The sequence below is a fragment of the Fictibacillus halophilus genome (assembly GCF_042680145.1).
GTDB classification, from domain to species: Bacteria; Bacillota; Bacilli; order Bacillales; family Fictibacillaceae; genus Fictibacillus; species Fictibacillus halophilus_A.
In genome coordinates, this window is record NZ_JBHTNQ010000001.1 from 917,633 (window position 1) to 933,892 (window position 16,260).

At 40.2% G+C, this 16,260-nt stretch carries 11 protein-coding genes; 7 read left to right on the forward strand and 4 right to left on the reverse strand.

Annotation, left to right across the window (positions count from 1 at the left end; genetic code table 11):
* The first annotated feature begins 5 nt into the window (after positions 1-5).
* Both ACFQ4X_RS04840 and ACFQ4X_RS04845 read left to right on the forward strand, forming a co-directional pair.
* Positions 6-1,187: a metallophosphoesterase family protein gene (locus ACFQ4X_RS04840; RefSeq protein ID WP_379833418.1), complete on the forward strand. Its 1,182-nt coding sequence runs from the start codon at positions 6-8 to the stop codon at positions 1,185-1,187.
* Complete coding sequence (locus tag ACFQ4X_RS04845; protein WP_379833419.1) at positions 1,184-4,585, forward strand: SbcC/MukB-like Walker B domain-containing protein; 3,402 nt, start codon at positions 1,184-1,186, stop codon at positions 4,583-4,585. The genes ACFQ4X_RS04840 and ACFQ4X_RS04845 overlap by 4 nt, the downstream gene beginning before the upstream one ends.
* 429 nt (positions 4,586-5,014) lie before the next feature.
* Here the strand turns inward: ACFQ4X_RS04845 and ACFQ4X_RS04850 are convergent, their stop codons facing one another.
* From ACFQ4X_RS04850 to ACFQ4X_RS04860, 3 genes are read right to left on the reverse strand one after another with little or no spacing between them, the layout of a single operon-like run.
* Positions 5,015-6,136 (reverse strand): Ger(x)C family spore germination protein, encoded by a 1,122-nt coding sequence (locus tag ACFQ4X_RS04850; RefSeq protein ID WP_379833420.1) that lies wholly within the window; start codon positions 6,134-6,136, stop codon positions 5,015-5,017.
* A complete protein-coding gene (locus ACFQ4X_RS04855) occupies positions 6,133-7,227 on the reverse strand; it encodes a GerAB/ArcD/ProY family transporter (RefSeq protein WP_379833421.1) in 1,095 nt (364 codons plus the stop codon). Before ACFQ4X_RS04855 ends, ACFQ4X_RS04850 begins: the two co-directional genes overlap by 4 nt.
* Positions 7,224-8,789 carry a spore germination protein gene (locus ACFQ4X_RS04860; RefSeq protein ID WP_379833422.1) on the reverse strand — a complete coding sequence of 522 codons (1,566 nt, stop codon included), beginning with the start codon at positions 8,787-8,789 and terminating at the stop codon, positions 7,224-7,226. The genes ACFQ4X_RS04855 and ACFQ4X_RS04860 overlap by 4 nt, the downstream gene beginning before the upstream one ends.
* Before the next feature lie 164 nt (positions 8,790-8,953).
* On the opposite strand from ACFQ4X_RS04860, the gene ACFQ4X_RS04865 reads away from it, so the two are divergent.
* Together ACFQ4X_RS04865 and ACFQ4X_RS04870 are read left to right on the forward strand one after the other, a co-directional pair.
* Positions 8,954-9,625 carry a hypothetical protein gene (locus tag ACFQ4X_RS04865; protein WP_379833423.1) on the forward strand — a complete coding sequence of 224 codons (672 nt, stop codon included), beginning with the start codon at positions 8,954-8,956 and terminating at the stop codon, positions 9,623-9,625.
* Between the two features lie 14 nt (positions 9,626-9,639).
* Positions 9,640-10,719, forward strand: coding sequence for an efflux RND transporter periplasmic adaptor subunit (locus ACFQ4X_RS04870; protein WP_379833424.1), 1,080 nt, complete (start codon positions 9,640-9,642; stop codon positions 10,717-10,719).
* A gap of 226 nt (positions 10,720-10,945) precedes the next feature.
* Here the strand turns inward: ACFQ4X_RS04870 and ACFQ4X_RS04875 are convergent, their stop codons facing one another.
* Complete coding sequence (locus ACFQ4X_RS04875) at positions 10,946-12,703, reverse strand: B12-binding domain-containing radical SAM protein (RefSeq protein ID WP_379833425.1); 1,758 nt, start codon at positions 12,701-12,703, stop codon at positions 10,946-10,948.
* Between the two features lie 199 nt (positions 12,704-12,902).
* On the opposite strand from ACFQ4X_RS04875, the gene ACFQ4X_RS04880 reads away from it, so the two are divergent.
* The 3 genes from ACFQ4X_RS04880 to ACFQ4X_RS04890 are packed head-to-tail and all read left to right on the forward strand — an operon-like array spanning position 12,903 to position 16,065.
* The gene (locus ACFQ4X_RS04880; protein ID WP_379833426.1) at positions 12,903-13,787 is read left to right on the forward strand and encodes a fumarylacetoacetate hydrolase family protein; all 885 of its coding nucleotides are present in this window, start codon (positions 12,903-12,905) and stop codon (positions 13,785-13,787) included.
* Between the two features lie 37 nt (positions 13,788-13,824).
* Positions 13,825-15,249, forward strand: coding sequence for an NAD-dependent succinate-semialdehyde dehydrogenase (locus tag ACFQ4X_RS04885; protein ID WP_379833427.1), 1,425 nt, complete (start codon positions 13,825-13,827; stop codon positions 15,247-15,249).
* A gap of 27 nt (positions 15,250-15,276) precedes the next feature.
* The gene (locus ACFQ4X_RS04890; RefSeq protein WP_379833428.1) at positions 15,277-16,065 is read left to right on the forward strand and encodes an SDR family oxidoreductase; all 789 of its coding nucleotides are present in this window, start codon (positions 15,277-15,279) and stop codon (positions 16,063-16,065) included.
* Positions 16,066-16,260: the final 195 nt, after the last annotated feature.

Genomic DNA, 16,260 nt, shown 5'->3' on the forward strand with positions numbered 1-16,260 from the left:
ATACGATGCGATTGCTTCATACCGCTGACTGGCATTTGGGACGTTCTTTAGAAGGACGGAGCAGGCTTGAAGAACAGCAAACTTTTTTGGACGAACTAGTAGAAATTGTGTCCAGAGAAAAAATTGATGCAGTTCTTATGGCTGGGGATGTATTTGATACGGTGAACCCCCCTGCAGCTGCTGAACAGATGTTTTATGAAACACTTGCCCGGATCAGCCGGAAAGGTGAATGTCCTTTTATCGCGATAGCTGGGAACCATGATCATCCAGACAGACTCGCAGCTTCTTTTCCGCTTTCGAAAGAGCTGGGCATTACGCTAGTAGGACTTCCAACTTTAGAGCTGCAGCGGGTTCCAATCACCAGAACTGGAGAGATGCTGGAAATCGCAGCACTGCCTTACCCGTCTGAATCCCGTTTGAAGATGCTGTTAAGTGAATCAGCTGAAGAACTTGACGTTCGCAGCCAGTATGATGATTGGGTAGATTCCTACTTTAAAAAAATTACATCACGATACACACCTGGAAATGTGCACCTGGCAATGAGCCATCTATATGTTGCAGGAAGCAAGGAGAGCGATTCAGAGCGTCCAGTACATATTGGCGGAGCTTACACGGTCGCAGCAGAAAGCCTTCCTATTGCAGCTCAATACGTAGCACTAGGTCATCTGCACAGACCGCAAATCATAAAGCGGGCTAAAACAGAAGCACGTTATTCGGGTTCTCCGCTTTCATATAGTTTTTCTGAAAGCGGTCAATCTAAATCAGTAACGATTATTGATGTGGAACCAAATCAGAAGGCAAAAGTAGAAGAGATCCACTTAACGTGCGGCAAGCCGCTTGTAGCATGGGAAGCAAAGAATGGCATTTCTGAAGTCTTTAAAGGGATTCAGGATGGTCTGCATCACAATTGCTGGATTGATCTGTCGATTCATGTGCAGGATGCTCTTTCGATGGAAGAGATTCAAAGACTCAGAAAAGCGCATGATGGTATTGTTCATATAAAGCCCGTTTTTACAGAAGCTCTTGGTGAACAGATCAGCGTCTCTGCACAAAAGCTTCCGGTAGATGAGCTTTTTACAGCATTTTATAAACGTCAAACTGGCGGAGCTGTACCTGATCAAGAACTGATTTCACTTTTCCTCGATCTCGTAGGTGAAGAAGATGGGGAAGGAGAGAATGCAGGATGAGACCATTATCATTAAGTGTTTCTGGACTCCAAAGCTTCCGCGAATCACAGACCATACCTTTTAGTGAACTTTGTTCGGGTGGAGTGTTCGGGATCTTCGGACCAACAGGAAGCGGGAAATCAACAATCCTCGATGCAGTAACACTTGCTTTGTATGGAAAAGTGGAGCGTGCTGCTGGCGGAACACACGGAATCATGAACCAGGCTGAAGAAAAACTCTCTGTTTCTTTTTCTTTTCAGTTAGGTCAGGACGATACCGAAAAGAACTACACGGTTGAACGTTCCTACAAAAGAACAGGTGAACATACGATTCGGACGAGCACTTCTAGATTGATTGAGTCCGTTAATGGTGAATCCGTTGTACATGCGGACAAAGATAGAGATGTTACAAGGCTTGTTCAAGAACTCATAGGTCTTACGATAGAAGACTTTACACGTGCAGTTGTACTGCCACAAGGTAAGTTTGCCGAATTTTTATCGTTAAAAGGTGCAGACAGAAGACAGATGCTTCAGCGTCTTTTTCAGCTAGAAAAGTATGGCGACGTTTTAAATCAAAAGCTTAAGAAAAGATCTGATGAACAAAAGAACCGCCTAAATGAGATTACGGCGGAACAAGCCGGATTAGGCGATGCTTCACAAGAAGCCTTACAGGAAGCAGAGTCACAGCTCAAAGAAAAAGAACAAGTTCTGCTTAACATTTCAGAACTTCTAAAAACAGAAGAAGAAAAATATAAGCTGAAAAAAGCATATTGGGAGACACAATCAGAAAACGAAAAACTTCTTTTAAGACAAAAAGAGCTGGACTTACAATTGTCTGAAATGGAACAGCTGAAACAATTTCATAAAAAAGCAGTAATGGCTGATCGTCTTACACCATATGCAGAAGAATGGCTCGATTCCGACAAAGTAAAAAAAGAACTGGGAATGGAAAAAGAACAGCTTGAGTTAAATGCTGAAAAGCTAAAAAAGCTTTTTGCAGAACATGAAAAACAGTACGTGGAAGCGAAAGATACAAAGGATAAAGAAGAGCCGGAATTAATTAGAAGACTCAGTGTGTTAGAAGAGGCGTTCCGGTGGGAGAAAGATCTCAATGAAAAGGAAGCAGAATTGCAGAAAGAAACTATAAAACTTTCTGAAATGGAAAGCTCTTATTCACTTGGTAAAAAATCAGAAGAAGATGCGATTGGCTTGCTTGAAAAAGGGAAGAACAAACAAAGTTCTTTGCAAGAGGAATTAACGGAAATTGAGATCAGTCAAAAAGAACGTGCGGTAATGCAGTCTGCTCTATTGCTCTCACAGCGTTATCGAAGCTTTCAAAACGAAGAACAAAACATTCAAAACGAGCTTAAACAAGCTGTGAAAAATCTGGAATCGATGAACCAAAACATAAAATCTGTAAAGGGCACGATCAGTACAAGCTTAGATAACTGGAAAGCTCTATCAAGTGATGTTTTGTCTTTATATAATGAAGCACAAAATGCGATCAGAGAAAATGAAAGTCTGTTTCTTTCGTTACAGGAAACACTTAAGAGAGAAAAAGAGCATCATGAGAAAATTAAGATCCAGCAGCTGGCTGTGCGGTTATCTTCGCAGTTAAGAGAGAACGAGCCATGTACGGTATGCGGCTCAACTGTTCACCCTTTGCCATTTATTGAATCTAATGACTTAGAAAGTAACGATGACACAGTAGAATACTTAGAGGCTGCAAAAGTTTCTTTGCAAAACAAGCACCGTGATTTAATCCATCTTACAGAAACGCTTGAAAAACTATCAAATAAAATTTGGTCAAAGATGAATGTGCCAAGCGAGGAAACAGCTGCAGCCCGTGATGCTGCAGTAACTGAAAGTGTGAAAAACGACAGAACCTTTGATGTTAGGAAATTAAATGATCACTCAACTAAAGTAAAAGGGGTTATACAGGATCAGCTCTCACTAGAAGACCGATTTGAAGCACTTACATCCCGTTTTGACGGACAGCAAAAACAGCTCGAACATCTGACATTTAACTGTGAATATGCTGAAAAACAGGTGGATGATCTCCAGCAAAAACTCACAGCCAATAAAGAGTTAAAGAAACAGATTACAGCTGAATGGAAAGAAGCAAATATATCTTTTGAATTAGAGAATCTGCATGAAGTAAAGGAACAGTTTGAACAACGTGAAACAAGGCAGAATGAGATTCAGGTAAGCCTTAAAGTCGCTGCAGATTTTCTTGAAAAGCAAAACAGTAAAATTGAAAAACTAAAAGAAGATAACAGAAATCTTGAATTCTCCATAAACACGAGTAAGAACCAGCTCAAAATCCTGAATAAAGATATTCAGCATCTGAAAGAAAAGCTGCTGGACCGTTTAGGTGATAAAAAGGCAAGTGAACAATATGAAGCCGTTGAAAAACAGCTGAAAACAGTTGCGGCCGCATACAAGTATGCTGTAGAGCAATATGAGCGTTCACGAAAACTATTTCTGGAAGCTGACAAGGCATTGCATTCAATTCTGCAGCGTTTTGAAGATGCTCTTAAAAGAAACGAGAAAGCTCATACCCAATGGAATGAGAAACTGCAAAATTCAATTTTTAACAGCTTTGAAGAGTATTCAGAATCTGTAAAAGATGAAGTTTCTCAACAAAATTGGGAACAACAGCTGACGATCTATTCTGATCAGTGCAAAGAGGTACAAACGGCGATTGAAGCATTAAAAGCAAAACTTCCTGAAAGACCAATAACTGAAGAAGAGATGCTTCAACAACAAACAGCTTTGAATGAACGTAAGCAAGAGGTGGATGAGACGAGGGAAGCTGTAGGACAAGCAAGACAGAACTGGATTACAACCGAAAAAAACCATGCTCGTTTTAAAGAGCTTGAAGATGAAAGGCTAAAAGTGTCTGCTCTTCTGGAGCAAATCGGAAAGCTTCAAAGTGTGTTTAGAGGAAACGCATTTGTTGAGTTCATGGCAGAAGAGCAGCTCATACATGTCACGCGTGATGCTTCGAGCCGTCTTTCTAAGCTCACAAGAGGACGTTATGCGATTGAAGTTGACTCCAACAGCGGTTTTGTCATTCGAGATGATGCAAATGGCGGAATCAAAAGGCCAGTTACATCTCTATCAGGCGGAGAAACATTTCTGACTTCACTCGCATTAGCATTATCCTTATCCGCACAAATACAGCTGAGAGGAAAGTTCCCGCTTCAATTCTTCTTCTTAGATGAAGGATTTGGAACGCTTGATCAAGAACTTCTTGATACTGTAGTAACAGCACTTGAAAAAGTACAGATGGAAAACTTTGCGATTGGTGTCATTTCCCATGTCCCTGAGCTTAAAGCAAGGTTAACAAAGCGTCTGATTGTAGAACCAGCTGAACATTCTGGCAAGGGGACTAGGGTGAGGTTGGATCAGCTTTAAGTGAAGGCTCATTTCTAAAAGATTGTTGCTTTTGAACATTTTTTGTTGATTAAACTTCCTGGACTAGTTGATTGGAGCGCAAGATGCGAGACTCCTGCGTGCCAACCACCTGAATATACTTCTTGCGAGGCATGCGACGAGGAACACGCTTCGTCGGGATTTGCTTGTAGACGCAGGAGCACACAAACTTCCTTGAAGGTGAGACTCCTAAGGGCACAAAGTGCCGAGGAGGCTAACCGCACGCCCCGCGGAAAGCGAGCATCCTGGACCGGAAATGAACCCTTTCAAATAGAAACAATGTTTACTAAAACAGCCTAAATGAAAAGGCTTAGAGAAGGGGACAAATCAACCGCTACTCTTCAATTTCAACAAGTTTATGATAACAGCTAAAGAAAAGGATTCGAAGCATATGTACCTCGAATCCTTTTTTTATTCAATAATTCCGTGACCGATCACATCAACATCAACTGAGGCAGTGAAATCAATTTTAGGATACTCTTTATTCCAATCTAGTTTTTCCCAGACTGGATAATGATAAGCCATTACCTGTCTGCCGACGCCATATGGGTCACTGTTCATTCCTTGCAGTTTATTGATAACTGTTTGTGCATCTTTTGTCATTTTTTTTGAGATTTTTTCTTCTATTTTTTTCACCTCACCAGGTGTGTTCAAGTTATCACTTGGATATTCTGTTACAACAACTTTCATTTTTAATTTTATTTTTGCCGAAATCTTTCCTTCATGCGAAACATCTACATTAAATGACCGCTTATTTTTTTTAACTTTAATCGTAACATAATTCATTAATTCAGGTTTCTTGTTATTAAAGATCTTTTTAGTAGTATTCATAGCAATCGTATGTTTTTCACCTGAAAGCATCGTGTATATAACAGATAATGGTTCACTTATTGTTCCAACCATTTGATGTTCATGGAACAAAGCTACACCGCGGATTTTAACTGTTTTTTTCGTTGGTTCTAAATAAGGAAGAGCAAAATCCTGCCCTGGATCAAACATGATAGGACATATCGTCTGTATATTTTCTTTTGGGACAGTCGCTGATTCTTCAGCACTGCGAATTGAATCCTTCAAATATTCTCCTACACCTGTAGACATTTTAGGCTCTTCAAACTGCGTGCTGATTATATCAGAAGCTTTTCCTTTCGCTACAGCTAACTTCGCATTTAAAGCAGATTTTGGATCACGATAAAATACATCCAAAATTTGATAAAGATCCTTTTTAGCAGCATCTTCTCCAAAAATAATGAGCTGGTTCTTTGAAGCATCCAGCCTTTCTGCAACTTTTCTATCCAGCCTTAATCTGCTTTGCCGGGCTGTGTAACCCGAAGCTGAAAAGATTTGATTAACGATGTTACCCTGTCCTGCTTCTGCTGCAACAGATTGAGGGACAGCAGCCGTTGTTACTACTTTTCCATCCTTTGTATAATCAAATCCCCCAGCTGTTATGAGTTTGGTTTGATTAAGCATCGTTTGATCCCAGCACCCTGTCATAAGAAGCAGAGCAGGCAGAAAACAAAATATTTTCCTCATGAAGGAGCCGCCCCTTTCTCTTGCTTTTTCCTTAATACTGCAATGAGCAATAATACAATTGGAAACAATCCTGAAAAGATTAACGATGTGAGACTGATGTATTTATTCCAAATTAGAATCTCGAGTTTTTCATTTGGGATTATCGCAATCATTGCACAGAAAATGGTGATGTAAGGTGCTGCTGACTGATGGTGCTGAAGTCTGAATAATGTTTGTACGCCTTTTGCAGCAACAAAGAGATAACTGATAAAAGAAGTAGCCACCGAAATAATCCATACAGACAGGAAAATCAAGTCGGTTCTTTCGATGATTGAAAAAGTAAAAGCTTTAAGCATATATAGTACAGGTTCAGGAACAATCACGATTTCCTCAGGGTTAAAGAAAATGTAAGTAGTAAATACGATGAACGCGTAAAGTACTGTTATACAAAATGAAGCGAATGATATGACTTTTATTTTTTTTGCAGGCGAACCGCTCGTGTAAGCTAAAAAAATGAGTGCTGCATCAAATCCCAATAATGCTACGACAGCATCAGAAGAGCTCTTAATAATGGTAAGCATTCCAGTCTGCCCGACTGGAAAAACATACAGAAGATGAACATCTGTATAGGCGTACAAGATGAAGCCAAACAAAATTAACAAAAGTGGTGTGACGAGTACAAAAAACCTTGCTATTTCCCTCGGTGTACTGGTTATGAAATACCATCCTGCAAAAGCCATGATAAAAATAATGACCCAATGAGGTGTCTCAAATAAAATCCATTTACCGACAATGCTGTTATACATGATTAGGATTAAAATAGAAATAAACGCAAAATGCAGCGTGTAAATGAAGTTGAACACGAAACCTAAATTCTTTCCCATTATTTTCGGGAGGATGTCATAAATCGTATTCTGTGGAAATCTGTCACATAGTTTCCAAATGGCTAATATTGAAAATTGAATGAACAACCCTGCAATGATGAGAGCAATCCACCCATCTATCTTTGCTTTAGCAAATAAAGAATAGGGCAGAGATAATACACCGACACCGACTTGTGTCTGAACAATCAAAAAGAAAAGCTGTCTATGCGTGATGGTATGATTATTCATGACTTATCCCACTTTCGAGTATGGTTTGAATTATCTGTTTTTTGTGCATTTACATCTTTAGGCCGTGTATTCTGTTTCCAAAACGGGGCTCGTATAAACGCATCCTTCAAATCCCCCAGATTAAGTGGTGCTATTGGTGCGAAATATGGAGATCCAAATGTATACAGCCTGCATAAATGGAAAATTAAAATCATAAATCCAAAAACAATCCCTAAAAATCCTAAAGTCGCAGCTGCTATCATGAACGGAAATCGCAAAATACGCACAGCAGCACTCATTTCATTTGACGGAACGATGTAAGCCGCAATGGCAGTAATGGCCACAACGATAATCATTAAATTTGATACAAGTCCTGCTTTTACTACTGCATCACCAATTACGAGACCACCAACGATGGCGATGGTGGAACCGATCCTTGTTGGAAGTCTTATAGAAGCTTCTCGTATTAATTCGATCGTCAGCTCCATCAGAAGTGCTTCAAATAAGGGAGGGTAAGGGATATCCTCAAGTGAACTTTTTATCAGCAAAATGAGACCGAACGGAATGACCTCAAAATGAAATGAAACGATTGCGATATATACAGCAGGCAATCCCATAGCAATAAAAAAACCCATAATTCGGACAAAACGGAAAAAGGAACCGATATGCCATCTTTTATTGTAATCATCTACAGATTGATAGAACGAAAAGAAATTTACAGGCATGATGTGGGCTGTTGGTGATGTGTCGTATATAAGGGCTACTCTGCCTTCCATTAAGTTTGCCGCAACACGGTCAGGGCGTTCAGTACTGAGCATCTGCGGGAAAAAACTAAACGGCTTGTCTTCAATGCTTTCCTCAATATTTCCAGGAGTATAAACCGCATCAGCCTCAATGGATTTTATTCTTTTTTCCACTTCCTTTACATGCTCAGGGTCTGCAATATTGTCGACATATAATAATGCGATTGTAGTATGAGTCTCTTTACCAACTTGGAGATATTTGACAGTCAATCTTGGGGTTTTTAACCGTTTTCGTACCAGTGCCAGATTCATTGACAGGTTTTCTATGAAACCTTCATGCGCTCCACGGATGATGGTCTCATTATCTGGTTCTGTTATATCTCTTTGCGTCTTTACAGGTGTTGACATGGCATAAAAACAAGTTGTATCTTCAGTAAAAATAAGCGTGTTTGATTGCAGAAGCAGCTCCTGTACTTGTTTTAAGTCAGTGTGCTTCTTTAGATCAATGCTCGCCATCTGTTTAAAAGAAGCAAAATTGATTTCTTTATCTGTCACAAATAAAGGATTTAAAATCATACTCTGCACAAGCTGTTTATCCACAATGGATTCAATATAAAGAAGAGCTATCCGGCTTTTATCAGATGGAAGCTCAATTTCATGTGTCAATAAATCTTCAGTTGCAGAGAAAGGTTCTTTAACCTTCGTTAAAATTTCATCTAGGCTAAGATTCTGGACTGTGACAGATTGGTTTTCCTGAGAGTTATTCTCTTGAGGACCATCTTGTGTTTTAAGAGCTTCTTTTTCTGGCTTAAGCTTTTTAGGTTTCTTAAAAAAAGTCATATAGACCTCATCCCGATCTGCAATAGTTTGCCTTAGTTTTTGCGGATTAAAGGCATTTATACGGAGATGTGTCTATTTTTGAAAAAATGAGTCAGAAATTGTCATTATGAGTAAAAAAATGTGATACGATATACAGATAAACAGAGAGAGAAGGGGGAGGCCGTATGACAGGAAGAGCTCAAATTATTCCTGCTTTAACAAAGCCTTATACATATTTTTCATTTTATAAAGAGTGGAAAGAAAAAGAAGGATTCTGGATTAGGTTTATCGCGATTTTAGCGGTCAGCGGACTGCTACATGCACTATCTTTTTTTGCGGCATATCCATCTTTCAAAAATATTTCATTCGTTGAATCTGCAAAACTTTCAGGAGCAGAACAAGAGCTGCTCAGATTTTTAATATCTATAGCCGGAGGTGCATGGGGAATTATTGTACCGTTCCTCATTCTCCAAGCAGGGACTTTATTTCTTTATGTATTCTTTAGAGATGTCAGCTACAAAGCTCTTTTTTATGTAATGAGTGTCGTGTATGTGCTTTTTCTAATTGGATTAGCATTTGAACTGCCGTTTCAATTTGCAACAGGTGCTGAAGAAGTTGTTCAGCCTTTAGGTTTTGGATTTGCAGGAGTTCTGTTCTTTAAGCACGGATTTTGGCAGGAGCTTTTGAATTCCATTAATTTATTTACCGTATGGGGTTCAGTTGTCATTTACTTTGCATTAAGACAGTTATCATTTAAAGCAAAAAGCTACTGTTTAGCCATCACAATTTGCGGATCTGTTTTCTGGATTATTTTATATTCCTTATATGCTGCATTAGTCAGCGGACAATTGGTGTAGGGGGGAGCTGTCATATGAATAGGTTAAAATGGATAGCGGCTGGCATAATAATTGTTCTCCTGCTAGTGATGAATTTATTAATATTTGATAAAAAAGAGTCTACAGCAATTGAAGCTCCAAGACTTGAAACCACACTCTCCAAAGAGAGAGATTTTTCGAAAAAGCATGAAGTAATAGGAATTGCATTTTCAAAAAACACGTTTGATATTTATCGGAATGACTCATTAGGATCGATAAAAGAAATAATGGTGAACCCTGGTGATACGGTTTCCTCAGGTCAGACACTTGTTACATACGAAAATAACGAAATTGAAAAAGAACTTCGAACACTAAAAAGAGAAAAAGAAGCTGCAGATGTGCGTGCTGATCATTACTCTAGCCAGATAAGCGAGTGGGAAAGTGAACTTTCAAGCTTCGACGATGAGAAAGACAGTGCTGAGGCAAAGGTTAGTCTTCAGGAGCAGCTGAGCAATGCTGAACTTCAAGAAGAGCTTGCAGAAAATGAAAGCTCAGTATTATCCGGTGAAATCAGCGATTTAGAAGATCGTCTTGATGCTCTTTCTGTAAAAAGTCCTGCAGATGGAGTGGTTTCAGAAGTAAATGGTATTCAAGATCAAAAGCCAGTTTTGACTATTATTGGACAAGGAAATTTTGAATTGAAGGCTTCGGTCAAACAAGAGATGGCTGGTTTCGTAAAAACAGGGGATTCCGTCCAAATCGAGTCACCAAATCAAAAGAAAAAGCTTAACGGAACGGTTCAAACTGTTCTGCCATCAGAGGAGGATCAGACTTTTACTTTGACTGTTCTTGTAGAGGATGAAGCAGCTTGGGTAGAAGGACAGACTGCGAAAATCATCGTTTCTGAAAAATTAGCTGAAAAAGCAATAAGTGTTCCAAAGAAAGCGGTCCTAAAAGATGATGGTAATAAGTATGTTCTTATTATCGTGAAAGATAAGCTGTATAAGATGAAAGTTGAGACAGGGATTGAGCAAATCGGTTTAGTTCAAATAAAGAAAGGTCTTAAAAAAGATCAAGCTGTCGTATTAAATCCTTCACCAGTATTTGTTTCAGGGCAGCCAGTAATAAAAAAATAAAGGCTGTTTTTGTAAACGTTGATTGTTACTTGAAGCGGTTGATTTCCGCTCCAGGATGCTCGCTTTCCACGGGGCGTGCGGTGAGCCTCCTCGGCGCTTTGCGCCCTTAGGAGTCTCACCTGTCCCGCTGATCCCGTAGGAGTCTCGCACCTTGCGCTCCAATCAACTTGTCAATGAAGTGTTTTCAAAATACAATCAATAATAATAAACAAAAAAGGGATGCGGATTACGCGTCCCTTTTTGCATGTATAAGTGATTTTGGTGCAGTGAAAATCTGTGTATTTTGCTGTTTTGGGTCAAACAGAGCAATCAGCAAATATGATTTTTCTGGATGATGTTCGATTTGATCTGATAATGGATCGATTGCGGTTTCTGTAACAAAGGCATGTTTATAAATGTCTTTTTCAGAAAGTGCCGGGAAACCTTCAATCACTTCAGGTGACTGCGCAAGTAATGATAAGAACTTAGATGTTTCTTCTTTGTTTTGTGTATTTTCCCACCATGGCTTACGAGGTTTAAACTGCTGACGCTCTAGATAGTCTAGCTTCATCAGGCTTTCAGCTGCAGGTAAAGCGTGTGGTGCAGATTCTTTTAAGAATGCGATCAATCGTTTAAATAAATCTTCAAGCTGATGTCCGATTCTGGACCACCCTCTTGTCTCCCAATATGTTCCGAACTCCTGAAAGAAATCAAATGGCGAATCAAACACATGGTTGATCAGATATTTTACCGTGTGATCCATTCGATGATCGTTCCAGTATTTCTCCAATACGTCCTCTACTTGCTTAATGCGGATGATTTCGTCAAACGTCAGAACATTGTTGCCTAAAATTTCATATGGTGAATGGTCCATATAAACGTAATCATGCTTTTCAGCTGTCAGACGAAGCCCAGTACCGCGTAGCATCTTTAAAAATCCTAACTGAACTTCCTCAATCCCAAACGCAAAAACATCGTTAAATGTTTTGCGGAACGAGTTGTAATCTTCTTCAGGCAATCCAGCTATTAAATCTAAATGCTGAACAATCTTTCCGCCGTCACGCACTGTTGTAACTGTTCGGGTAAGCTTCTCGAAATTTTGTCTGCGCTGAACAAGTTCGTTAACCGCATCATTCGTAGATTGAACACCAATTTCAAAGCGGAACAAACCTTTTGGAGCATGTTCATTTAGGTAAACAATAACTTCAGGTCTCATAATATCTGCCGTGATCTCAAACTGGAACACGACGCCAGGTCGGCGGTTCTCGATTAAAAAGGAGAACATCTCAAGTGCGTAATCACGGCGAATATTGAACGTTCTATCTACGAACTTAATAATCTTCGCTCCGTTATCCATCAAAAATATCAAATCTTCTTTAACAAGATCGGGATTAAAATAACGGACACCTACTTCGATTGAAGATAAGCAGAACGCACATGAATAAGGACAACCGCGGCTTGTCTCAAAATAGGTGATGCGTTTAGAAAGAGATTCTACGTCTTCCTCAAACCGAAATGGGGATGGGACTGTTTTCAGATCCAGCTTTTCGCGTGGTCCATTGATTTTCGGTTTGCCGTCTATTCTATATGCAAGACCAGCGACAGTTTCGAACGAACCGTTATTCTGAATCTGACCAAGCAAGTGCTTAAATGTTTCTTCACCTTCATTCACAACGATAAAATCGACTTCTGGAATACGGTCAAGCCAATACGCTACATCGTAGGAAACCTCAGGACCGCCGAGAACGATCTTTGTTTCAGGCTTGATCTTCTTAAACATCTGAATAACCTTGATCGTTTCTTCAATGTTCCAGATATAACAGCTGAAACCAAGGACATCTGGCTGTTGGCTGTAAAGGTCAGTCACGATATTCAGCGATGGATCTTTTATCGTGAACTCGCGAATCGTTACTGGAAATTCAGGTTCGCTGTATGCTTTTAAATATCTTAAAGCAAGACAAGTGTGTATATATTTTGCATTTAACGTACTTAGTACAGTTTTCATGGTTTCATTCCCTCATTACGTTTACCCAAATGACTGGGTGATTTAGATGACACACTATTTTACCATATTTTAAAACGAAGAAAAAACCAGATCTGACTCGTAGTATTAACAGCAAATTTCTTTACGGTACAGAGCCCTGGGCTATATAGTAGAACTAATAATCATGGAAGCGTTTTTTAAGAGGAGGAATTCATACAAAATGAAACTTGTTTCTGCAGTTCAAAAGGGAGATCAATTTATAGGAATAGTTAAGGATGATGCTGTGATCAATGTATCAGCTCTGGCAGCTTCAGTTGGAAAAGAGATACCTCAAACTTTATTAAAAGCCATTCAGCAAGGAGAGGAATTCACTTCCACTGTTAATGATCTTGTAAATCAAGTAAAAGCGGCAGATTATACATATCCATTGGAAGAGGTTCATTTATTAGCGCCTATTCCGCGTCCTTCGAAAAATGTATTTTGTATCGGTAAAAATTATCGTGACCACGCAATAGAAATGGGGAGCGAAGCAGATATTCCTGAAGACATCATGGTATTTTCGAAAGCTCCAACAGCAGTTATTGGACATGGTGAGGGAATTCCAAGCCATTCGAAGGTTACCGATCAATTGGATTACGAAGGAGAACTCGCTGTTGTTATCGGGAAAACAGGAACTGGAATCACTAAGGAAGAAGCAATGGATTACGTGTTTGGCTACACGATTATCAATGACATTACAGCACGTGATCTGCAGCAGAAGCATAAGCAATTTTTGCTCGGAAAAAGCTTAGACGGTACTTGTCCAATGGGACCTTGGATCGTTCATCATTCTGAAATCCCAAATCCAGAGATTCTTATGATTGAAACGAAGGTAAACGGGGAAGTGCGTCAGAAAGGAAATACATCTGATTTTATTTTTGACATACGGACTATGATTGCTGAACTTTCAAAAGGCATGACGCTTGAAGCCGGAGACATTATCGCGACAGGAACGCCAGCAGGGGTAGGGAAAGGTATGAAGCCGCCAGTTTTCCTTAAAGCCGGGGACACGATTGAAATCTCAATAGAAGGAATCGGGACACTTCGTAATGAAATAGTAGAATGAAGTCGAATTTTACTAGTTACATAGAGGAGGAATTCACATGGAAAAGCTGCTTTATATTAATGGTTCTTGGACAGGAGATTCTCTTGAAAAAATAGAGGTATTTAACCCTGCTAATGGCGAGGTTGTCGGTACTGTGCCATCTTGCGGAAAAGAAGAAACGGAAGCTGCAATTGATGCAGCTCATGATGCTTTTGCCGGATGGGCTAAACTGACTGCCTATGAGCGTGCTGACTACCTCATGAAACTGCATGATTTGATGTTAGATGAAAAAGAAGAGATCGCGGAACTGATGACGTTAGAAATGGGAAAACCGTTAAAAGAATCTGTAGGTGAAGTGATGTATGCAGCTTCTTTTATCAAATGGTACGCTGAGGAAGGTAAACGTGTTTACGGCAGAACGATCCCTTCAAGTGCTGGAAATAAAAGAATGCAAGTATTGCGTCAGCCAGTTGGAGTAGTAGCAGCGATCACACCATGGAACTTCCCGGCTGCCATGATCACGAGAAAGCTTGGTCCGGCTCTTGCAGCTGGCTGCACATTTATCGTGAAGCCGCCAAAGGAAACACCTCTAACAGCTATAAAACTAGTAGAACTTGCAGATAAAGCAGGCTTTCCAAAAGGAGTTATCAACCTTGTAACAGGTTCATCCTCTATTATTGGGAAAGCGATCATGGATTCTGAAAAAGTAAGAAAAGTAACATTTACGGGATCAACTGAAATCGGGAAAAAGCTGATCGAACAGAGCGCAGCTACAGTTAAAAACGTATCTATGGAACTTGGCGGCCATGCACCTGCAGTCGTACTCGATGATGCTGATCTTAAAAAAGCAGTGGCAGGAATCGTAGCTTCGAAGTTTCGTAATGCAGGTCAAACGTGTATCTGTATCAATAGAGTCTATGTTCAGGAAAACGTATACGATGAGTTTGTGGAACTCGTTGCCGCTGAAGCGAAAAAGCTAAAAGTAGGCAACGGACTTGAAGAAGGTACTGATATCGGACCGATCATTAATAAAGACGGCTACGATAAAATATCTGAGCATGTAGAAAACGCTGTTGCAAGCGGAGCAGAGTGTGTAACGGGCGGAAAAGGAAAAGCAGAAAACGGGGCTTATTATTACGAACCTACGGTGTTGAAAAACGTAACACAAGATATGTTGATCATGAATGAAGAGACGTTCGGACCGGTTATTCCAATTCACAAGATCAGTTCCATTGAAGAAGGGATCACACTTGCAAACACAAGTCCATTTGGCTTAGCAGCATATGTGTACACTGAAAACATGTCAAAAGGAACTCAAATCGTAGAAGGATTAGACTACGGAATCATTGGCTGGAATGATGGCGTACCATCAGCAGCTCAAGCGCCATTTGGAGGCATGAAAGAAAGCGGTCTTGGCCGTGAAGGCGGAGTCGAAGGAATGGAAGCTTATCTTGAAACGAAATATGTAAGCTTTGTTCTATAAATCAATAAAGAAACTAGGTGATATTTGATGGATTTAGGATTAAGAGGTAAAAATGTACTAGTTCTTGCTTCAAGTAAAGGACTCGGAAAAGCGTGCGCACTGCAGTTTGCCAGAGAAGGTGCGAACGTCATGCTCACAAGCAGGGATGAACAGCAGTTATCACAAACAGCTGAAGAAATAAAAAGCGAAACGGGAGCAGACGTACATTTTAAGAAGTGTGATATCACACAGCGGAATGAGATCGATGAACTCGTAGCAGAAACAGTAGAGAAGCTCGGAAGCATCGATGTTTTGGTGAACAATGCAGGAGGTCCGCCAGCTGGAAACTTTAACGACTTTGAAGATGAACATTGGCAGGGAGCATTTGAACTGACACTCTTGAGCTTAGTGAGGACAGTTCGTGCGGTCACACCTAATATGAGAAAGAATGGCGGCGGACGCATTGTGAATATCGCGTCATCCTCATTCAAGCAGCCAATCGATGGTCTGATTTTATCTAATACGTTCCGTACAGCCATTAATGGTTTATCGAAGAGTCTTTCACAAGAGCTTGGGAAAGATGGCATCCTGATCAATACGATTGGTCCAGGGCGAATCGGAACAGACCGTGTAGGTGAACTGGATCAGATGGTTGCAGAGAAGAAGGGTGTCTCTGCAGAAGAAGTGAAAGCAGCAATGGAAAGCGGCATTCCTCTTGGCCGCTATGGTGAGCCTGAAGAATTTGCAAAGATGGTCGTGTTTCTCTGTTCCGGAGCTAACACGTACGTTACAGGCCAGTCATTGCTGATTGATGGCGGGATGGTTAAAGCGTTATAAAAAGGGAAAGAAGCAGCGGTGGCTGCTTCTTTTTTGTTCGTTCGAGGGGTATACGTGATGGTGAAAATTGTCGAGGATTGTAGGCTCGTGGATAAATGGCCAAAACTTTTGGATTGGGGGTAAAATCTCGTGGATAAACAGGTAAAACTTTTGGATTGGACCCGATTTTTTGTGGATTAAACCTCTCTGATACCA